13 protein-coding genes and 2 pseudogenes are annotated in these 17742 nt (G+C 61.8%); 13 read left to right on the top strand and 2 right to left on the bottom strand.

Going from position 1 to position 17742, the window contains the following annotated elements; genetic code table 11:
* The first annotated feature begins 534 nt into the window (after nucleotides 1-534).
* The 4 genes and pseudogenes from B0G76_RS26495 to B0G76_RS44135 form a co-directional block, all read left to right on the top strand.
* Entirely contained in the window at nucleotides 535-1233 is a 699-nt protein-coding gene (locus B0G76_RS26495) for a fumarylacetoacetate hydrolase family protein (RefSeq protein ID WP_183082232.1), read from the top strand.
* Between the two features lie 219 nt (nucleotides 1234-1452).
* A complete protein-coding gene (locus B0G76_RS26490; RefSeq protein WP_259460738.1) occupies nucleotides 1453-1902 on the top strand; it encodes a Rieske 2Fe-2S domain-containing protein in 450 nt (149 codons plus the stop codon).
* 54 nt (nucleotides 1903-1956) lie between these two features.
* Complete coding sequence (gene maiA, locus B0G76_RS26485; RefSeq protein WP_120295127.1) at nucleotides 1957-2595, top strand: maleylacetoacetate isomerase; 639 nt, start codon at nucleotides 1957-1959, stop codon at nucleotides 2593-2595.
* Nucleotides 2596-3578: 983 nt separating this feature from the next.
* Nucleotides 3579-4378 (top strand): annotated as a pseudogene (locus B0G76_RS44135) (methyl-accepting chemotaxis protein); the annotation flags it as partial.
* Between the two features lie 363 nt (nucleotides 4379-4741).
* Here B0G76_RS44135 and B0G76_RS26470 read toward each other — a convergent pair.
* Entirely contained in the window at nucleotides 4742-5908 is a 1167-nt protein-coding gene (locus B0G76_RS26470) for a LysR family transcriptional regulator (RefSeq protein WP_147394088.1), read from the bottom strand.
* Here B0G76_RS26470 and B0G76_RS26465 point away from each other — a divergent pair.
* The 4 genes and pseudogenes from B0G76_RS26465 to B0G76_RS26450 all read left to right on the top strand — a co-directional run bounded on the left by B0G76_RS26465 (nucleotide 5883) and on the right by B0G76_RS26450 (nucleotide 9809).
* Complete coding sequence (locus B0G76_RS26465) at nucleotides 5883-6524, top strand: dienelactone hydrolase family protein (protein WP_183082150.1); 642 nt, start codon at nucleotides 5883-5885, stop codon at nucleotides 6522-6524. The genes B0G76_RS26470 and B0G76_RS26465 overlap by 26 nt on opposite strands.
* A gap of 34 nt (nucleotides 6525-6558) precedes the next feature.
* Nucleotides 6559-7131: a cupin domain-containing protein gene (locus tag B0G76_RS26460; RefSeq protein WP_120295123.1), complete on the top strand. Its 573-nt coding sequence runs from the start codon at nucleotides 6559-6561 to the stop codon at nucleotides 7129-7131.
* 70 nt (nucleotides 7132-7201) lie between these two features.
* Nucleotides 7202-8539, top strand: a complete 1338-nt coding sequence (locus tag B0G76_RS26455) for an MFS transporter (protein WP_120295122.1) — start codon at nucleotides 7202-7204, stop codon at nucleotides 8537-8539.
* 170 nt (nucleotides 8540-8709) lie between these two features.
* A pseudogene (locus tag B0G76_RS26450) lies at nucleotides 8710-9809 on the top strand (porin).
* 287 nt (nucleotides 9810-10096) lie between these two features.
* On the opposite strand, the gene B0G76_RS26445 reads toward B0G76_RS26450, so the two are convergent.
* On the bottom strand, nucleotides 10097-10774 hold the full coding sequence (locus B0G76_RS26445) for a TetR/AcrR family transcriptional regulator (RefSeq protein WP_120295121.1): 678 nt from the start codon (nucleotides 10772-10774) through the stop codon (nucleotides 10097-10099).
* A 312-nt stretch (nucleotides 10775-11086) separates the two neighbouring features.
* Between B0G76_RS26445 and B0G76_RS26440 the strand changes: the two genes are divergently transcribed.
* The 5 genes from B0G76_RS26440 to B0G76_RS26420 are packed head-to-tail and all read left to right on the top strand — an operon-like array spanning nucleotide 11087 to nucleotide 17740.
* Nucleotides 11087-11497, top strand: coding sequence for a Zn-ribbon domain-containing OB-fold protein (locus tag B0G76_RS26440; protein ID WP_183082149.1), 411 nt, complete (start codon nucleotides 11087-11089; stop codon nucleotides 11495-11497).
* Complete coding sequence (locus B0G76_RS26435; protein WP_120295119.1) at nucleotides 11494-12666, top strand: thiolase family protein; 1173 nt, start codon at nucleotides 11494-11496, stop codon at nucleotides 12664-12666. Before B0G76_RS26440 ends, B0G76_RS26435 begins: the two co-directional genes overlap by 4 nt.
* Before the next feature lie 3 nt (nucleotides 12667-12669).
* Nucleotides 12670-13536 carry a xanthine dehydrogenase family protein subunit M gene (locus B0G76_RS26430; RefSeq protein ID WP_120295118.1) on the top strand — a complete coding sequence of 289 codons (867 nt, stop codon included), beginning with the start codon at nucleotides 12670-12672 and terminating at the stop codon, nucleotides 13534-13536.
* Nucleotides 13537-13543: 7 nt separating this feature from the next.
* Nucleotides 13544-16468, top strand: coding sequence for a molybdopterin-dependent oxidoreductase (locus B0G76_RS26425; RefSeq protein ID WP_120295117.1), 2925 nt, complete (start codon nucleotides 13544-13546; stop codon nucleotides 16466-16468).
* Nucleotides 16469-16477: 9 nt separating this feature from the next.
* Entirely contained in the window at nucleotides 16478-17740 is a 1263-nt protein-coding gene (locus B0G76_RS26420; RefSeq protein WP_259460737.1) for a CaiB/BaiF CoA-transferase family protein, read from the top strand.
* The last annotated feature ends 2 nt before the right edge of the window (nucleotides 17741-17742 follow it).

Here is a 17742-nt window from a genome sequence, read left to right as displayed (position 1 = left end):
AGCGGTCATCAAGTGAACAGTATTGGGGCTAGGCCGAAGAGTTTGCAAATCACCAAGAGCCAGATAGAGGAGTCCTGATGAATGCAAGAAACGACTTCGGCAGGTCCATTGCCGATCTTGAGTCACGCAATCGGGCGACATGATCACGGCGATAACCTCGTTCGTGAAGAGCGCAGCACCGATGCTCGCGTCGGGCGTCGCGTGGCCGCTGTACCAGCCTGGGACGGCGACCTGCGTGCGCTGGGGGCGAGGCTGGCGTGCAGGTCGAAGCGATCGGAATGGTCGCGAAATTCTCGCAACTCAGTGTCTGGGACTCCATCCTGGGATGCTGACCGCGCTCCCTCGCGCAGCTTTCGCAAAACGCGGCGGCCGGCGGGGCAGACATGGACGACGCGCGCCGATGATCGTTTCCGGAGCGAAGTTCAGCTCCACACCGGCGCGGTGCTTTCTGGTTTCCTTAACCCGGTCCGTGCTGCTGATGCAGTGGCTGAACGAGAGGATATGTTTTGATCTTTACTGGAGAAGTCAATGGAAATCGAATATGCAGTAAGTCCCGCGCCGATCCATACGCTGGCCATCGCGGACCGGCCCGAAACGTTCCCGGTCAACCGGGTTTTCTGCGTCGGGCGCAACTATGCCGCGCACGCGCGCGAGATGGGCAAAGACCCCGAACGTGACCCGCCGTTCTTTTTCATGAAGCCAGCGAACGCGGCCGTCCAGGCAGGTGAGGTTGAGATCAGTATCCCGTATCCGCCCGGAACGGCGAACTTCCACCACGAGATCGAGCTGGTGGTCGCCATCGGCAAGGGCGGCGCCGACATCCCGGTCGGGCGGGCGCTCGAACATGTGTACGGATATGCGGTTGGCTTGGACATGACGCGCCGCGACCTCCAGCTGGAGGCACGCGACAAGGGTCGTCCCTGGGAATTCGGGAAGTCGTTCCCGAAGTCCGCACCCATCGGCCGGATTCACCGGGCGGCGGATCTGGGGGTTTTCTCTTCGGCCGCGATCACGCTGACCGTCAACGGACAGCCGCGCCAGTCCTCGGATATCTCGAAGCTCATCTGGTCGGTGGCGGAGAGCATCGCGTATCTGTCGCGATACGACACGCTCGAGGCGGGCGACATCATCATGACAGGCACGCCGGAAGGGGTGAACTCCGTGCAGGCGGGCGACGTGATGCGGGGTGCCATTGATCGCCTTGGCGGGATTGTGGTGCGGGTCGGGCAATAAGGGGGCCTCACAATAGGACCGAAGATGGGCTTCGATCCTGCCGCAATCATGCTGTCGCGATGGAGGGGCGGAGGCCCAGGCCGCCTTCCAGCGTCCGGTGGGGCGCCCGGACCCCATGTGACGAAAAGTGCGCGCATTCATCGTTGCGATCGCGGGCGCCGGGCCCAGCGCCGCGAAGCCGGTATGCCCCGTCGGAGAGACGATTGCAGCCGCAACACCGTGGCCGAACATTTGTTCATCGTCTGGCGGGCCGCCGATGGAGCCGATTGCGACGGGCAGACGGGCGGCACGAATTCACGTTGTGCGCCAGCGTGCCCACCATTTCACCTGTCTGAGGCGCCCACGATGCCGAAGTGGATAAAACTGATTGAGGTAGCAGATATTCCGCAGAACGGCGTCGTGGCCGTGGAGGCCGACAGCCAGGGGTTTGCGGTCTTCAGCGTTGACCACAAGATGTGCGTCACGGACAACATCTGTACGCATGGACGGACGCGGTTCTGCGATGGCTATCCCGACATCCATGCAATCGAGTGCCCCTCTTTTATGAGCTTTTATGAGGGGGGATTCAATGGGCGCGACGGCAACGCGTTGTGCGAGCCGCTCACGGACGATCTGCGCATCCGGCCGACCAATGTGAAGGGTGAGACTCTCTTCGTGGCTGCCGGATGACGGAGCCCGGATCGCCAGGCGCTGACCTGCGGATATCTAACCTGACCAATCGATATGAAACTTTACAGCTACTTCCGCAGTTCGTCTGCGTATCGCGTGCGCATCGCATGCAACCTCAAGAACCTGCCGTACGAATATGTCGCGATTCACCTGAACCGCAATGGCGGCGAACAGTATTCGGACAGCTTCCTCAAGGTCAATGCGCAGCAAACCGTGCCGGTGTTGCAGGACGAGACGGTCGTGCTGTCGCAGTCCCTTGCGATCATTGAGTACCTGGACGAACGCTTTCCCGCCCGGCTGCTGCTGCCAGACTCCGTTGAGGGGCGCGCGCGCGTCAGGTCGCTGTCGCATTACATCGCCTGCGAGATTCATCCGCTCAACAACCTGCGTGTCCTGAAGTTCCTCACTGGTCCGCTCGGGCTGTCCGAAGAACGGAAGCTGTCCTGGATCCGTCACTGGCTGGAGACGGGCCTCACCGCGCTCGAGCGGGAACTCGCCACGGAGCGCGGGGGGTTCTGTTATGGCGATACGCCAACGATGGCTGATTGCTGCCTAGTGCCCCAACTCTACAATGCGCGGCGCTTCGGCGTCGATGTGGCCCGCTTCCCGGTGCTTCAGGCTATCGATGAACGCTGTCATTGGAACGAAGCATTCCAGACCGCACATCCTAACAGACAACCCGACTCTGAATAGACGCGCCGTCTGGACCTGGATCTTTGTGTGTGCGGTGTGGCGATACGCCTCGCAGGCTTCACCTGAGGAGCCAGGTTCCCGGGTGCCCCAGCGCGTCACACGTGCGGCGGCAACGCGATTGCGTGGACGGAACCTAGTGCATTTTTCCACCTGATCGGGAGCGGCCAACCATGGGTATCGGCCAATTTTCGACGCGCCTGTGATTCACCGTATAGTTGGAATGGACAGGTCCGTGAGACCGGCAAGCCTGGATCAGAGCGTGCGTGATGGAAGACGCGATGCGCCTTGCCGGCGCGGGGACGGGCGGTAGCGCGGCCGTGGCACAAGCTTATCCACCACCCGATGAGCGTCGGATTCTCGGTCAAAGGGAAAACGCGCATGAAGAACGCATGCGGGTCGTTAAGGAAGTGGCGGGGCTGATCGCCGGCGGTCGTCTTCGACTTGCAGGTGCCTGCGCAATCCGGTTTGAAGGCGGATCCATCGCGCGCACAACCGGAAAGGACCGTACCGTAGCGGGCGACGACATGTCAGGTAGCGTGCGGTCCTCTCATCCTTGGCGCGATCGCGTCATCTGTCATGAAGGAAGCGAAGTGCAGAAAACTGCTTTTACAATTCGGCTCAAGCTGATACTGGCGTTCGGCATGTGCGCAGGGCTCATGTTTGCTGTCGGGCTGGTGGGAACAGTTGGGCTGTGGCACGGGGAGATGATCACGCCCGCGTCATACCGCCCGTTGCTGGGCGGCCTGATCGCGTTGGCGTCGGTGGGGTGCGCCGTGACAATCTACAGCGGTGTTCGCCTGCATCGCGTGGTATGCGGTGGCCTGGACCGCATGAGCGGGAGATTTGAAACGATCGCAACAACACTCGATCTGTCAATGCGGTCGAAGAGTCCGCGCATGGACGAGTTTGCTCGCGCGGCCATCGCCTTCGACAGGTTGATGCGTCGTGTCGAGGAAACCATGTCCCTCGTACACCGGTCGATGGGCATGGTTACCACGGCCACGCGCGAAATCGCCGCGGGAAATCTTGACCTGTCCGCTCGCACGGAGGAACGGGCTTCATCCCTGGAGGAAACGGCGTCGAGCATGACGCAAATCACCGAAACGGTGAAGCAGAACGCCGACAATGCGCGTGAGGCGGACGCTCTGGCCACAAAAGCCACGGACATGGCGGATACGGGTAACGATGCCGTTCTGGCCATGGTGGGCATCATTGAGCAGATCAGCGGCAGCTCGAACCGGATCTCCGAGATCACGGGGGTGATTGAAGGGATCGCGTTCCAGACCAACATTCTTGCACTGAATGCCGCGGTGGAGGCCGCTCGCGCTGGCGAGCAGGGTCGGGGTTTTGCGGTGGTGGCGAGCGAAGCCCGTAGTCTGGCGCAACGATCTGCCACGGCCGCAAAAAGGATATCAAGGACCTGATTGCCTCATCGGTTGCCACGATTCAGGATAGCTCGCGACAGGCCGCTGAAGTCAGCTCGGTCATGGGTGAGATCAAGCGTGTGGCCCGGCACGTTTCGGACTTCGTGAGGGAAATCGCCGTGGCCTCGGAAGAGCAGAGTCGCCGCATCGACCAGGCCCATCTGGCTGTTATCCAGATGGACCTGGTCACGCAGCAGAATGCAGCGCTGGTCGAGCAGGTAGCCGCAGCGTCCCAGTCGCTCGAGGAGCAGGCCACTCAACTCAATGGCGCCGTGTCGGCATTCAAACTTACCGCGACTTCTGACAGTGGCGACCCGGTGCGTGCCGGGGAAGCGGTCGCCACAATGGACGCGTCCTGACCTGTAGGCCACTTCTGGGATTTCTTTACAACTGCCTCCGTTCCTCCTGGCCGGGGAAAGCAAGGCGGATCGCCCTTCCGGGTGGCAAGGTGCGGATTCTTTCCGACAGCTTCGGGTTGTCCGTGCGTCCGTGCTGCAGAAGTTGCGCGAGCGCTGAACGCGTCAGTTGCGCCGGGGCACCGTCTTCCATCCTGTCGGGGGCGGAAGAGGCCGGCGTTTGGCGCCGGACACGTCGAACCATCTCACGCGGGTTCCAATGTTTCGTGGAAGCGGGTTGGACATGCTACTGCCGTGGGGTCGCCCGGGTACGAACTGAAGTGACGACGTCATCCGGGTACCGTCTGCGTGTCGAGGCCCCCGTGCTCACTCAGGAGCGTGACCGAATCCGCTGAACCCGGACGCAAAGATGGGCTGCATCGCGCGCGGCAGCAGTTCGCGCAGCCAGCGTGCGGCCATGTCGTCGTGCAGCCGCTCGTGCCACAGCAGCTCAATGGTCGGTCTGGGTAGACGCACGGGCGACGGAAAGATCTTCACCGGCGCGACACCGAGCATCACTTCGGCCAGCGGTCGTGGAATGGTGGCGATCATCTCGCTCGATGCGATGATGAATGGCAGTGCCAGGAAATGCGGTATCCGTGCACCGATCTGATGGACCAGGCCGAGACGCTGCAGCGTCGACTCGACCACGTAGTGCCCCGTTCCCTGTGCCTGCGCGACCGCATGGCGCTCCCTCTTGAAGTCAGTCCGCGACAGCTTGCGTCCGATGCGCGGATGGTCCGCACTGACGATGCAGACGTATTCGCTTCTGAATAGCGGCTTGTGAAGCAGGCTCGCGTGAAGCGCGGGATTGAATTCGACCGCGAGATCGGCCGTGCCGTCACGTAGCGCCGACAGCACCGATTCGGTTGGCAGCTCGATCGCCCTGAAGTTGACGAACGGCGCTTCTTTCCGGCAGATATCAATGATGCGGGGCAGGATGATCGCGGCGGCGATGTCGGTCATGACGATCGTGAACTCCTTGCGGCTCGTGTGGGCATCGAACTGGTCGCGCATCTCGAGTCCCTGTTCGAGCGCGATGAGTGCCTGCGCGATCCGGTTGGCCAGCGTTTGCGCGAGTGGCGTCGGCATCACCCCGCCGGCACACCGGACGAACAGCCGGTCATTGAAGTGCTCGCGCAATGCGCGCAACGCGTGGCTGACGGTCGGCTGCGAGACACCGAGCTTCTCTGCGGCGCGGGACACGTTCCGGTGCTCCCAGATGGCACGGAACACGAGGAGCAGGTTCAGGTCCAGCGACGGACGATCATTCATTCTGCGAATAGTAATGACTAAGGTATCAGCATTGTGCCATGAAGCCTTTCCGATGACACTCCTCTTCAACGAGACAAGGACAGGTATCCCCATGAACAGCAGCGAACTCCAGCGGCTTACGCTTATCGGCGGCGGATCATGCCGCCTTCTTTGGCCGGATCCGGTCACCCAGGCTGAACCAGCCCTGGTCGTCATGCTGACGGCGATCGCCGGTATCAACGACTACATCGTCGGCCGCGCGAAGGATCTGGCCACGGTCGGCTACACGGTCGCGATGCTCGACTACTTTGGCCGCGAAGGCGCGGTCCCGGACATTTCCACGCCGCAGATGATCGGTGAGGCTGTCGCGGCGCTGGACGACCGGCGCGTGCTCGCGGATCTCGCTGAAATCCTGGAATGGGCGCGCAGTGCGGGCTTCCCGTTGTCAAAGACCGGTCTGCTCGGTTTCTGTATCGGCGGGACCTACGCCGCACTGGCGGCCGCACAGCACGCGGTGGGTTGCGGGGTCGACTACTACGGCCGGCTTGACTACGCATCGCGCACCGCGCGTAAGCCCGTTGCACCGGTGGATGTCGCGGCGTCCCTGAAAGCACCGCTGCTGTGCCACTACGGCGACTGGGACCGCCTCGTGAGCCGCGAGGAAATTGACGGATTTGTCAGCCAGCTGCGCGCGGCCCAGAAACCGTACGAGCTTTTCATCTATCAGGGCGCGCCGCATGCGTTCGACGAGTGGTTTCGGCCCGCTGTTTTCCGGCCGGCCGCGTCGAGCGCCGCCTGGCAGCGCACCAGGACTTTCCTGAACTGGCATCTGCGCGGACACGCTAACGCGCACTAGCCGACCCTTCTCATTTTCATTTACGGAGACAAACATGAGCCAGGACAACGCAGTCAAACACGAGACTTCGCCGGTGACCGAAGTGGTCGACCGGACCGAGTGGGCGCAGATGATGACGGACGACGAGTATTACCCGTTTCTCGTCAAGAAGAACCTGCGCCCTGCCATCTGGCGCTGGGAGGATGTGACGGAGCGTCTTGACGTGGTGATGAAGGATCCGCTGCGTAACGCCGATCGCCGTTTCATCTCGCTGGTTCACGGCGATACCGGCGAAGCGGGTGGCGTGTTCCCGTCGATCTTTCTGGGCATCCAGGGGATCAATCCGGGCGAGCACATCGTCGCGCACCGTCACAACTCGTACGCGCTGTATCACATCATGCAGGGCGAGGGCTACTCGATCCTCGACGGCAAGCGCTTTGACTGGAAGCGTGGCGACACGTTCGCCTGCCCGCCGATGGCCAGCCACGAACACATCAACACGGGCGCCGAGCCCGCGATCCAGTACGTGATCCAGGACATGCCGGCGCGCGCGATGGAACGCAACCTGATCTGGGAAGAGCCAATGGGCCATGTCTTCCATATGGTAGAGGGAAACCGCCCGCATTAACCGTGACGTAATGGCAGTAACGGCACCTTCCTGGAGGTGCCGTTTTCATATTACAAGGAGGAGACGCCGCATGTCCGAACAGAAAGTGGGCATCGGCGCGGCGATTGACGTCGCGCCGTTCGGTCCCTCGCAGCAATTCATCGTCGTCATGTGTGCGCTGATCGCGCTGCTCGACGGCTTCGACACCCAGGCGATTGCGTTCGTGGCGCCGGTCATCGCCAGCCACTGGGCCCTGCCAGGCGCGTCGTTCGGCAGGGTGTTCGGCGCCGGTCTCGCGGGCCTGATGGTGGGCGCCCTGCTCCTTGGTCCGGTGGCGGACCGGCTCGGACGGCGAACCGTGATTCTCACCTCGGTCAGCCTTTTCGGCCTGTTCTCGATTGCAACCGTCTTCGCCGGTTCGCTCAACGCGCTGTTGCTGCCGCGATTCCTGACCGGCTTGGGCCTGGGCGGCGCCATGCCGAACATCATCGCGCTGACGGCTGAATATGCGCCCGCCCGCCTGCGGGCCACCACCGTCAGTGTGATGTTCTGCGGCTTCCCGATGGGCGCGGTGCTGGGCGGGTTTGCGGCGGCCCGGACGATTCCGCTGTGGGGCTGGCAGTCGGTCTTCGTGATGGGCGGCGTGCTGCCGCTCCTCATGGTGCCCGTCCTGGCCATCTTCCTGCCCGAGTCCCTCCGGTTCCTCTCGGACCGTGCGCATCTGCGCGGCCACGGCGAGCAGGTCCTGCGCCGGGTCCTGGGTCCCCGGCGGGCCGCCCGGGTTGACATGGATGCGGAAGTCGCACCGCCCGCGACTCGCATTCCGGTAGCAGGCCTGTTCACCGAGCATAGGGCGGGCGGGACGCTGCTGCTCTGGGTGACGTGCTTCATGAACCTGCTGATGCTGTATTTCCTCGCGAACTGGCTGCCGACCCTGCTGAAGCAGGGCGGTATTTCGCTCGACAGGGCCATCATCTCGACAGCCCTGCTGAACCTGGGCGGCGTGGTCAGCGCGCTGGTGATTGACCGGTGGCGGCCAGGACCGGTGTTGGCCGCGGCGTACGTGATGGCCGCGATCTGCACTTACGGCATCGGCCAGATGACGCAGGCGCCGTTTGCACTGCTGATGACGATGGTCTTTATTGTCGGCTTCTGTGTGATCGGCGGACAGATCAGCTTGAATGCGCTGGCCGCCAACCTCTATCCGACCGCCATACGGGCGACGGGGGTCGGCTGGGCCCTGGGATTCGGGCGCATCGGTTCCATCATCGGTCCCGTGGTCGGCGGGCTGCTCATTGCGTCCGGACTCGATCTCACTTCCCTCTTTGCCGTGTCAGCGCTGCCCGGCCTGATTGCCGCGGTCGCGGTATGGCTGCTGACCGCCCTGCGAGCACCGCGGGTACCGCATGCGCAGGTTGGCGCAACCTGATCGACCCGTGGGCGCCAGTTGTGCACCAGGGCCCGACGGGCTGGGACTGCTCCCAGCCCGCGCCACGATTTCCATTGGTCCCGTGACGGCTGCAGGAGGAAGTCGTCCGGATCGCTGTTGCTGCATGACACTACAAGAAACGTATTCAAACAGAGGCAAAGGTGGAGACGATGAAGAAATACGGATTGGGCCGGGCGATGCTGCTTTGCGCCGCAGCGGGCACGGCACACGCGCAGAGCAGCGTGACACTTTATGGCCTGCTCGATACGGGGGTCGAATTTCTGACACATGCGAACGCGAAAGGCGACCGGGTGGTCCGGATGCCGGCCATTACGGGTGTGTATCCGTCGCGATGGGGACTGAAGGGTGCCGAGGATCTGGGCGGGGGGCTGAAGGCGACGTTTGTGTTGGAAAGCGGTTTCGGCGTGGACAATGGCAGTTCGCTGCAGGGCGGCCGACTCTTCGGTCGCCAGGCCTGGGTCGGGCTCGCCGGCCGCTACGGCACCCTGTCGTTCGGGCGGCAGTACACGATGACCACTTGGGCGCTGGCCGACAATGACATCCTGGGTCCGGACATCTATGGGATCGGATCGCTTGACTCGTACATTCCGAACGCACGTGCCGACAACAGCGTTGCGTACAAGGTCACGATGGGTCAGTTCACGGCGGGCGCGGCTTACTCGTTTGGCCGCGACGCGGCGGGGACCGGCAACTCGCCGGGACAGAAGTGGACCTGCGCGGGTTCGGTCGCGGGCGACTTCCGACAGTGTACGGACTGGTCCGCGCTCCTGAAGTACGACGCAGGTTCCTTCGGGGTCGCAGCGTCCTATGAAGAACAGCGAGGCGGCACGAATGCCGCCTTCAACTTCTTCGATGGCGTGGCGCCCGCACCCTTCACGGGCAGCGGGGGCAAGGACGCCCGCGCGCAGGCCAACGCGTACGTGAAGCTCTTTGGCGTCAAGCTCGACGCCGGCTGGCTCGGCCGGCACGTATCGACCGGTTCAGCCAGCGTGGCCAGTGTGCACTCCAACCTGTTCTTTGCCGGCGCGCAGTATTTCATCACACCATTTGTCGAGCTGGACGGCGAGGCCTTTCGCATCATCAACGACCAGCACGACAGCCGGGCGACGATGGCGACTCTGCGCAGGGTTCCTACCTGGCCAACAGCAGGCATGCGAGTTACAGCGTCAGCTCGGGCGGCCCCGGCGCCACGCCCGGACCCGGGATGAGCCAGACCGGCATCACGCTGGGCATGTTCCATCAGTTCTGAGTGCCGCTGTACGAGTCGTGCTTCGACTTGAGGGGCTTTGTGCTCTGATCGCGGCGCGCCTACAGTTGCACCAGTCATACAACCTCCCACAACAAAATCCGGTCTTACGATACCTCAACATCGAAGCCGAGGCTGCGGCAGAATCCGGTTTTGCCCTCTCCGCATCCGGGCGCGAAATGATTCTTGCGCACGTCGGCGATGCGCTGGTCGCTTGCTGTTTCGACAGGTATCGCGTAAGGGCGGAGCGCCGACTCGTTCACAATGGTGCATGTGCCGCGACGCGTTATTCAATGCGCGTGATAGCGCATCAGGAACGTGGAGACTGCGCTGCCGATGATCCTTTCAACGTCTTCGTCGGAGATCGCATGATCGATCCGCATTAGACGGGGAAAGTAAAGCGTTTCTCCCAACATGCCGATGAATTCGGCGCGTGCGAGCCGCACGTCGGCAATCTTCAGGCGGCCTTCTTCGACCCGCTTTGTCAACCAGGCGTCCGTTACGTCGCTGAAGAGATCTTTCGCGCGCTGGAAGCGAAGTGCCATGTCGGGAAAGCTGCGCACTTGAGCAATGACGAGCCGCACTGCGGCAATCATGCTGGGCTCGGAAACGAGCTCGTTGTATGCGCGGGCAATCTCACGCAAGCCCGACTCGACCTCCGGCGGCACGGCGTGATCCTTCCAGCGTGCGAACATCTGATGGAAGAGATGGTCCATCGCATCGCTGAAGAGGATCTCCTTACCGGGAAAGTGCTTGTACAGGGTCGCATATGACACTGCCGCGCGATCGCCGATGGAATCCATCGTGGCCGCGTCGTATCCGTTTTCCAGAAACGTTGCAATTGCGACCTCCAGTATCAGAGCGCGCTTTTCCCTGCTAACACGCTGCTGATACCCCTGTACGCCGTCCGGCGCGTGATTCTCCGCCCGCGAGAGGGACGTCTTCTTTCCTGCCTTCACTATTGCCACTTATAAGCTCCAAAACTATCGGTCTGCAAGGCATTCTGCCCGCCGTTGGCGAAACTCGCCAGCAAGCGAGACCGCCGACGATTTTTCGGAATCAGATGGATGAGCAGACTTCGCGGCTCACGCTCTGCACTGACCGGTTGCCGATGCATCGGCAACAGCATATAGCGACGGCGCTCCCGACCAGCAGGCGGCATGTCGATTCTCTCTGAAGGCAACCGCGAGCACCGGGTTTGCCCTACCTTCCAGGCTGCCGTTTGCTAGTATAGTGTATTACACACTACACCATGAAAGCGAACAGGAGTGGGAGTCAGCGTGAACGGTTTCAGACGATTAGGGACAGCCTCAGTTGTAAGAGGCGGGAAGGGCTGGTCATTACTAGGGGCGAAGTGCTCCGATTGCGAAACGCCGATCTATCCGGTACTCACCGTGTGCCCACAATGCGGCGGTCGTGACTTCGTCGCGTCGCCATTGCCGGCGATCGGCACCCTTTACTGCCACAGCGTGGTGCATATGGGACCAAGAGGCGTCGACACGCCCTACACCGTCGGGTATGTGGACCTGAGCGATGGTCTGCGGGTTTTCGGGCGCATCGAAATGCAGGTTGGCGCCGTACAGACGGGACAGCAGCTCGAATTGCGAGTGCAGCCAGTAAACAAGCAAGCGAGCCAATTCATCTATTTCTTTACCGCACCCGGTGAAGTTTCCCAGCAGGCAAATTCATGAGCGTGACGAGCGGTTTGAGGAGTGTGAGCGTCGTTGGCACAGGCATGATTCGTTTTGGACGTTTCCCGGAAGTGAGTCTTTCCCAACTCGCCGCGCCAGTGGTCATCGAGGCACTTGATGAAGCCGGAATCGATCGACGAGGCATCGGCGCTGTCTATTGCGGTACGGTATCCGGTGGTCCGTTGGCTGCCCAACGCATCGCACGGGAGACGGGGCTGACCGGCATCGAAGCGGCGAATTTCGAAAACGCCTGCTCGTCGTCAGCGAGCGCATTTCGGCACGCCTACCTCGCGATTGCCGCAGGTGCGGTGGATTGTGCAGTCGTGGTTGGAGCAGAGCAATTGACTCGTCTCGGAGGCGGGCCACTTGACCTGGGCGATGAGGATGTCGAGGCGGCGAACGGATTGACGATGCCGGCGCTGTATGCAATGCGCGCACAGCGCTACATGCATGAATTCGATTTATCAGCCCGCGATCTCGCGCAGATCGCTGTCAAGGCCAGGGCGAACGGAGCGCTCAACCCCTACGCACAGATCCGCAGCACCATCTCAGTGGATGAAGTGCTCAGCAGCCGGCAGGTGGCCTCGCCGCTGACTTTGCATCAGTGCTGCCCGCTCGGCGACGGCGCAGCCGCGGTGGTGCTCGCAGCCTCCGACCTTCCCATTGCGAATCGGCAAGGCGCCGTGAAGATTCTTGCGTCCCATCTGACGTCGGGCCGTTATATGCAGGGAGGGAGGGATATGACGACTCCCGAAGTCACGATGCGTTGCGCGAGCGAAACCTACGAATCCTGCGGTATCGGCCCTTCCGACATCGATCTCGTCGAGTGTCACGACGCCTTCACCATCGCCGAATTGCTGTACTACGAAGCACTGGGTTTTGCCGCCCACGGAGACGGGGCGGGTTTGATCAGAGACGGTCAAACGGCGCTGAACGGACGGATCCCGTTCAACCCGTCCGGCGGTCTGCTCTGCAGGGGCCATCCGCTTGGAGCGTCAGGGATCGCGCAGATCGTCGAAATAACACGCCAGCTGCAGGGTCGCTGCGGCGCGCGGCAGGTCGCGCAAGACAAGCCACGCGGTCCACGAATCGGGCTGGCGCACATCACCGGTGGAGGTGCCTACGGCTTCGATCACGGTGCGTGCGCGATACACATTCTTGGAAGGTGAGAAATGAAGTCAGCACCCTTTACCTGGCACCGTCCGGAAAGCGTGGCGCGTGCCGTTGAGCTACTCTCCACGCTGAACAACGCACGCATCGTCGCTGGCGGACAGACGCTGATGCCGATGTTGGCCATGCGCTACGCGTATGTGGACCACCTGGTCGACGTGAACGCGATACCTGGCCTCGACGGGATAACGTTGGAAGGCGACGAGGTCTGCGTCGGCGCATTGGTTCGCCAGCGGGATATCGAGCAATCTCCTTTGATTCAACAATACGCACCGCTGATGGTGGAGGCCTATCGATTGGTCGGCCATATTCAGACGCGCAATCGAGGCACTTTTGTCGGAAGCGTTTGCAATCTCGATCCGGCCTCGGAGCAGCCCGCTCTTGCCGAAATCTTCAATGCGACCATCGTCGCCGTGGGACCCGGTGGAGTGCGGCGCATCCCATTTCAAGAATTCGCGCGCGGCTTCATGACTACTTCGATCGAGCCGGACGAAATGGTGACGCAAATTCGCCTTCGTATCTGGAATCAGCCACACGGATATGCGTTCGAGGAATTCGCGCGCAGACATGGGGACTTCGCAATCGTCGGCGCCGCGGCCATGGTGTCGGTCGACGTAAATCACACAATCACGCGCGCTGATGCAGTCCTGTGCGGGATGGGCAGCAAACCTTGTCGTCTGCAGCTCGACGACATCCTCCAGGGACAGCAGCCCAGCGCCGGTCTGGCAAAGGCAGCAGCCAGCAGAGCAAGCTGGATTGACGCCCTTAGCGACACGAGCGCCAGTGCCGCATATCGGAAACGTCTCGCGTGGACCGTGACCGAGCGTGCGCTTGGGCGCGCGTTCGCTCGCGCCTTGAACGCAAGCTGAGGTCATCATGGATCAGAGAATCGAGTTCGTAGAACAGAGAAGGATTGCCTTCGAACTGAACGGACAGGCAATGACCTGCGACATCGACCCCAGAGCGACGCTCGGCGATTTTCTTCGTCACCAGCTTGGCAAGACAGGGACGCATTACGGCTGCGAGCATGGTGTTTGCGGGGCATGCACGGTACTGGTGGATGGACGTTCCATGCGCTCCTGCCTTCAGCTTTGTGGTCAGGTCGACGGGCGGACGGTCACAACTGTAGAGGGGCTGGCGAATACCGACGGCTCGCTCGGCATCCTGCAGCAGGCGTTTCAGGATCGCCATGCATTGCAGTGCGGATACTGCACCCCAGGCATGTTGACTACGCTAACGGAGTTTCTGCTAGCCAACCCCGACCCGTCCGAGGCCGAAGTTCGCGATGCGATCAGCGGGAACATCTGCCGCTGCACGGGCTACCAGGCCATAGTCGAAGCGGCGCTACTCGCGGCCGCCCGAATGCGCGGCGAGCCCGATCCCGTTTTCGGACTGGTTACCGCACACTCAAAAGACAGCGATCCCCCCTCGGATTCGACCGTGGGTGCGCGATATGTCGGCAAACCCGTCAAGCGCACCGAAGACCCCACGCTGCTCAAAGGCGAGGGGCAATTCGTCGACGATATCCACCTTCCCGGAACATTGCATTGCTGTTTCGTGCGATCGTCTCACGCGCACGCCCGCATCAAGCACATCGATGCGGAAGCAGCAAAGGCCGTACCGGGCGTACACCATGTCTGGACATTCGCTGACCTGGATGAAGCACATCGGCGGCCAATTCCGGTCTTGGCACCAACGCACATGCTGAATGAGCCGCGCATGTGGTCGCCGTTGGCCGCGGACGAGGTGTGCTACGTCGGCGAGGCGATTGCCGTTGTCATTGCGGAAAGCCGGTACATCGCCGAAGACGCCGCTAACCTGGTGCAGATCGATTACGAGGTACTGCCGGTCGCCAGCGACATCAGGAAGATATACGACCCGAATGCGCCATGGGCTCACAGCGACGTTCCCACAAACCTCCTCCTCGACATGCCGTTTGCTTTCGGCGAAGTCGACTCGGCCTTCGCGCGCGCCGCGCACGTGGTCAAGCGCGAGATATCCCATCATCGCGGAACTGCGCACCCGATGGAGTGCCGCGCGACCCTCGCGCGGCTAGATGCCGGTACCGGTGATCTGACCGTCTGGAATTCAGGCCAGGCGCCGCACCTCGAGAGACGTCTTCTCGCGCAAGCGCTCGGCTACGACGAAGCGAAGATCCGGGTCATCATGCCGGACGTCGGAGGGGCTTTCGGTCCCAAGGGTATCGTTTATCCGGAAGAGTTGGTCGTGGCCTCGGCAGCACTCAAGCTGGGTGTGCCGGTCAAGTGGACCGAAGATCGGCGCGAGCACTTCCTGTGCATTACGCAGGAGCGTGATCAATTGTGGAATCTCGAGATGGCGCTCGACAAGGACGGAAAGATCCTCGGCGTGCGCGGCTCCGTGGTCCACGATAACGGTGCGTACGTGCCTTGGGGTATTGTCGTGCCGATTATCGCGGTGACCTCGTCGCTGGGTCCGTACGTCGTCCCGGCATTCGACGTGAAGCTGAAAGTGGCGTGCACGAACATGGTGCCCACCACGCCGGTGCGTGGCGCGGGGCGGCCCAAAGCGGTATTCGCGATGGAGCGGATGCTCGATGCGGCAGCCGACCAGCTCGGCCTCGCCCGTCTGGAAATTCGACGCCGCAATTTCGTGCAGCCGGACCAGATGCCGTACAAAACTGGCCTGATATTCCGCGACGGTGCGCCGATGGTGTATGACTCCGGCGACTATCCGGAGACTCAGGAAAAGGCGGTCGAGCTTGCCGATCTGGATGCGTTTCGCGCCCGTCAGGAGGACGCGCACGCGCAGCAACGGTATCTCGGGATTGGCTTTGCCAACTATGTCGAGGGTTGCGGCCTCGGCCCTTATGAAGGGGCGGAAGTCACGTTGCAAAACGACGGACGCATACACCTGGACGTCGGTGGTGCCGGTGCGCAAGGACAAGGAATGAAAACCATCTTTGCCCAGATCGCTGCCGATCAGCTCGGCGTCGAGATGGATGCCATTACGGTAGTCGTCGGCGATACGAGCAAGCTCGCAATGGGCATCGGGACATTCGCGAGCCGGATCACCGTCAACGCCGGAAATGCCATTCACATCGCATGCGGCAAGCTCGCTGGAAAAATCAGGGGGCTCGCCGCACACGCCCTTCGTGTTCCGCTGGATCAGATCGAGATCGCACGTGGCACCGCACGCGTGCGAGGCCAGCCGGAAAAGGCGTTGCCGCTTGGGCAAATCGCTCGAATGTCTTATGGGATTCCCGGGTTCACGCTACCTGACGGGCTGGATGCGGGCATGACCGTCACGCATTATTTCTCCCCGAAAGCCAGCGTCTACGCCAACGGGACGGCGTTCGCGGAAGTCGAGGTGGATATCGGGACTGGCTACGTAAAGGTCTTGCGCTATGGCGTTGCACACGATTGCGGGACCGTGATCAATCCGATGCTCGTCGAGGGGCAAGTGATTGGCGCTATTTCCCATGGGATCGGAAATACGCTGCTCGAGCGCCACGGCTACGACGAGAATGCCCAGCCGCTTGCGACGAATTTTGCCGAGTTTCTGCTGCCTACCGCACTCGACATGCCATCCCACATAGAGATGGCGCATCTTGTTTCCCCCTCGCCGAACAACCCTCTCGGCGTCAAAGGGGCCGGGGAAGGCGGGACGATTCCTGCATCCGCGGCGATCGTCAGTGCCATTGAGGATGCGCTGAGCCGATGGTCAATTCGTTTTGACGAAACACCCGTGCTGCCTGAAATGATCTTTGATAGTCTGCATGCCGCCGGCGCGTACAGCGACGTCGCCCTCGACACACCTTGAACGAAGAACTTGCTGGATAACGATATGGACTCTGGAAAAACTGGTCCGCTGAGCGGTGTGAGGGTTCTAGACCTCACGCAGTTCCTGTCGGGCCCCTTCGGAACGCAAATCCTCGGTGACCTCGGCGCTGAGATCGTCAAAATCGAGCCGCCGGGGGGCGAACTCGCGCGGGGCGTGCCCCCCCATTTCGTCGAGGGGGACAGCGCCTACTATCTCGCGGTCAATCGCAACAAGAAGAGTGTTGTCATTGACCTCAAGACGGAGAAGGGAGCCGAACTCGTTCGGGAGTTGGCCACGCATTTCGATGTCCTTGTAGAAAACAATCGCCCGGGTGTGATGGAGCGGCTCGGACTTGGTGACGCGGAGCTTCGCGCGCGCAATCCGCGGCTCGTCTATTGCAGTATCAGCGGGTTCGGACAGACGGGCCCGGACAGGGATCTACCCGCTTACGACATGATCGTGCAGGCGATGTCGGGGGGTATGAGTCTGACCGGGGAGTCCGGCAGGGCGCCCGTTCGCGCCGGCATTCCGATTGGCGATCTGGCGGCCGGCATGTATGGCGCGATGGGCATTCTTGCTGCGCTGGTCGAGCGCCAAACTTCCGGCGAAGGACGGTTCGTCGATGTGTCGATGCTCGACGCACAAATCGCGATGCTTTGTTATCAAGGTGCCTATTACCTGCTGTCGGGCGAAGTGCCGGAACCGCAGGGACGAGGCCACGATTCGATACCGACCTACCGCGCGTTCGAATGTGGCGACGGTGTTTCACTGGTCGTGACCGCCAACACGGAACGCATGTGGGCGGACCTGTGCAAGGCCGTCGGTTTGCCACACCTCGTACACGACCCGCGATTCAAGGATTCGGCCACACGGCTCGTGAACAAGGTGGCGCTATGGGAAATACTGGAGGCGCGCTTCCGTGACGAACCGGCGCAGAGTTGGCTCGATTCGCTGAATGCGGCTTCGATTCCGGCCGCTCTGGTCAAGACAGTTGATAAAGCACTGAATGCCTCTCAGGTCGCGCATCGAGACATGGTCGTCGAGCTTCGCAGTCGAGCAGGATCTCATGTGCGCGTGCCCGGCAATCCAATCAAGTTTGATGACCCGGGGCATGCCGAAGCGAGTTACCCACCCCATCTGGGGGAGCACACGAACGTCGTGCTCGGGGAGTACGTCGGCCTCGATGCCGACGCACTGAGGACACTTCAGAATCAGGGGGTTGTTCGGCAGTTTGTACCAGGCATGCCATCACCCGGCGTGAAATCGCGATGAAC

This window comes from Paraburkholderia sp. BL23I1N1 (assembly GCF_003610295.1).
Taxonomy (GTDB): domain Bacteria; phylum Pseudomonadota; class Gammaproteobacteria; order Burkholderiales; family Burkholderiaceae; genus Paraburkholderia.
This window is presented reverse-complemented; position numbering and strand designations above follow the sequence as displayed.

Coding starts and splice junctions, on each gene's coding strand:
- maiA (WP_120295127.1), top strand. CDS start 1,957: ATGAAACTTTACAGCTACTTCCGCAGTTCGTCTGCGTATCGCGTGCGC.
- B0G76_RS26430 (WP_120295118.1), top strand. CDS start 12,670: ATGAAGTCAGCACCCTTTACCTGGCACCGTCCGGAAAGCGTGGCGCGT.
- B0G76_RS26425 (WP_120295117.1), top strand. CDS start 13,544: ATGGATCAGAGAATCGAGTTCGTAGAACAGAGAAGGATTGCCTTCGAA.
- B0G76_RS26460 (WP_120295123.1), top strand. CDS start 6,559: ATGAGCCAGGACAACGCAGTCAAACACGAGACTTCGCCGGTGACCGAA.
- B0G76_RS26465 (WP_183082150.1), top strand. CDS start 5,883: ATGCTGACGGCGATCGCCGGTATCAACGACTACATCGTCGGCCGCGCG.
- B0G76_RS26435 (WP_120295119.1), top strand. CDS start 11,494: ATGAGCGTGACGAGCGGTTTGAGGAGTGTGAGCGTCGTTGGCACAGGC.
- B0G76_RS26455 (WP_120295122.1), top strand. CDS start 7,202: ATGTCCGAACAGAAAGTGGGCATCGGCGCGGCGATTGACGTCGCGCCG.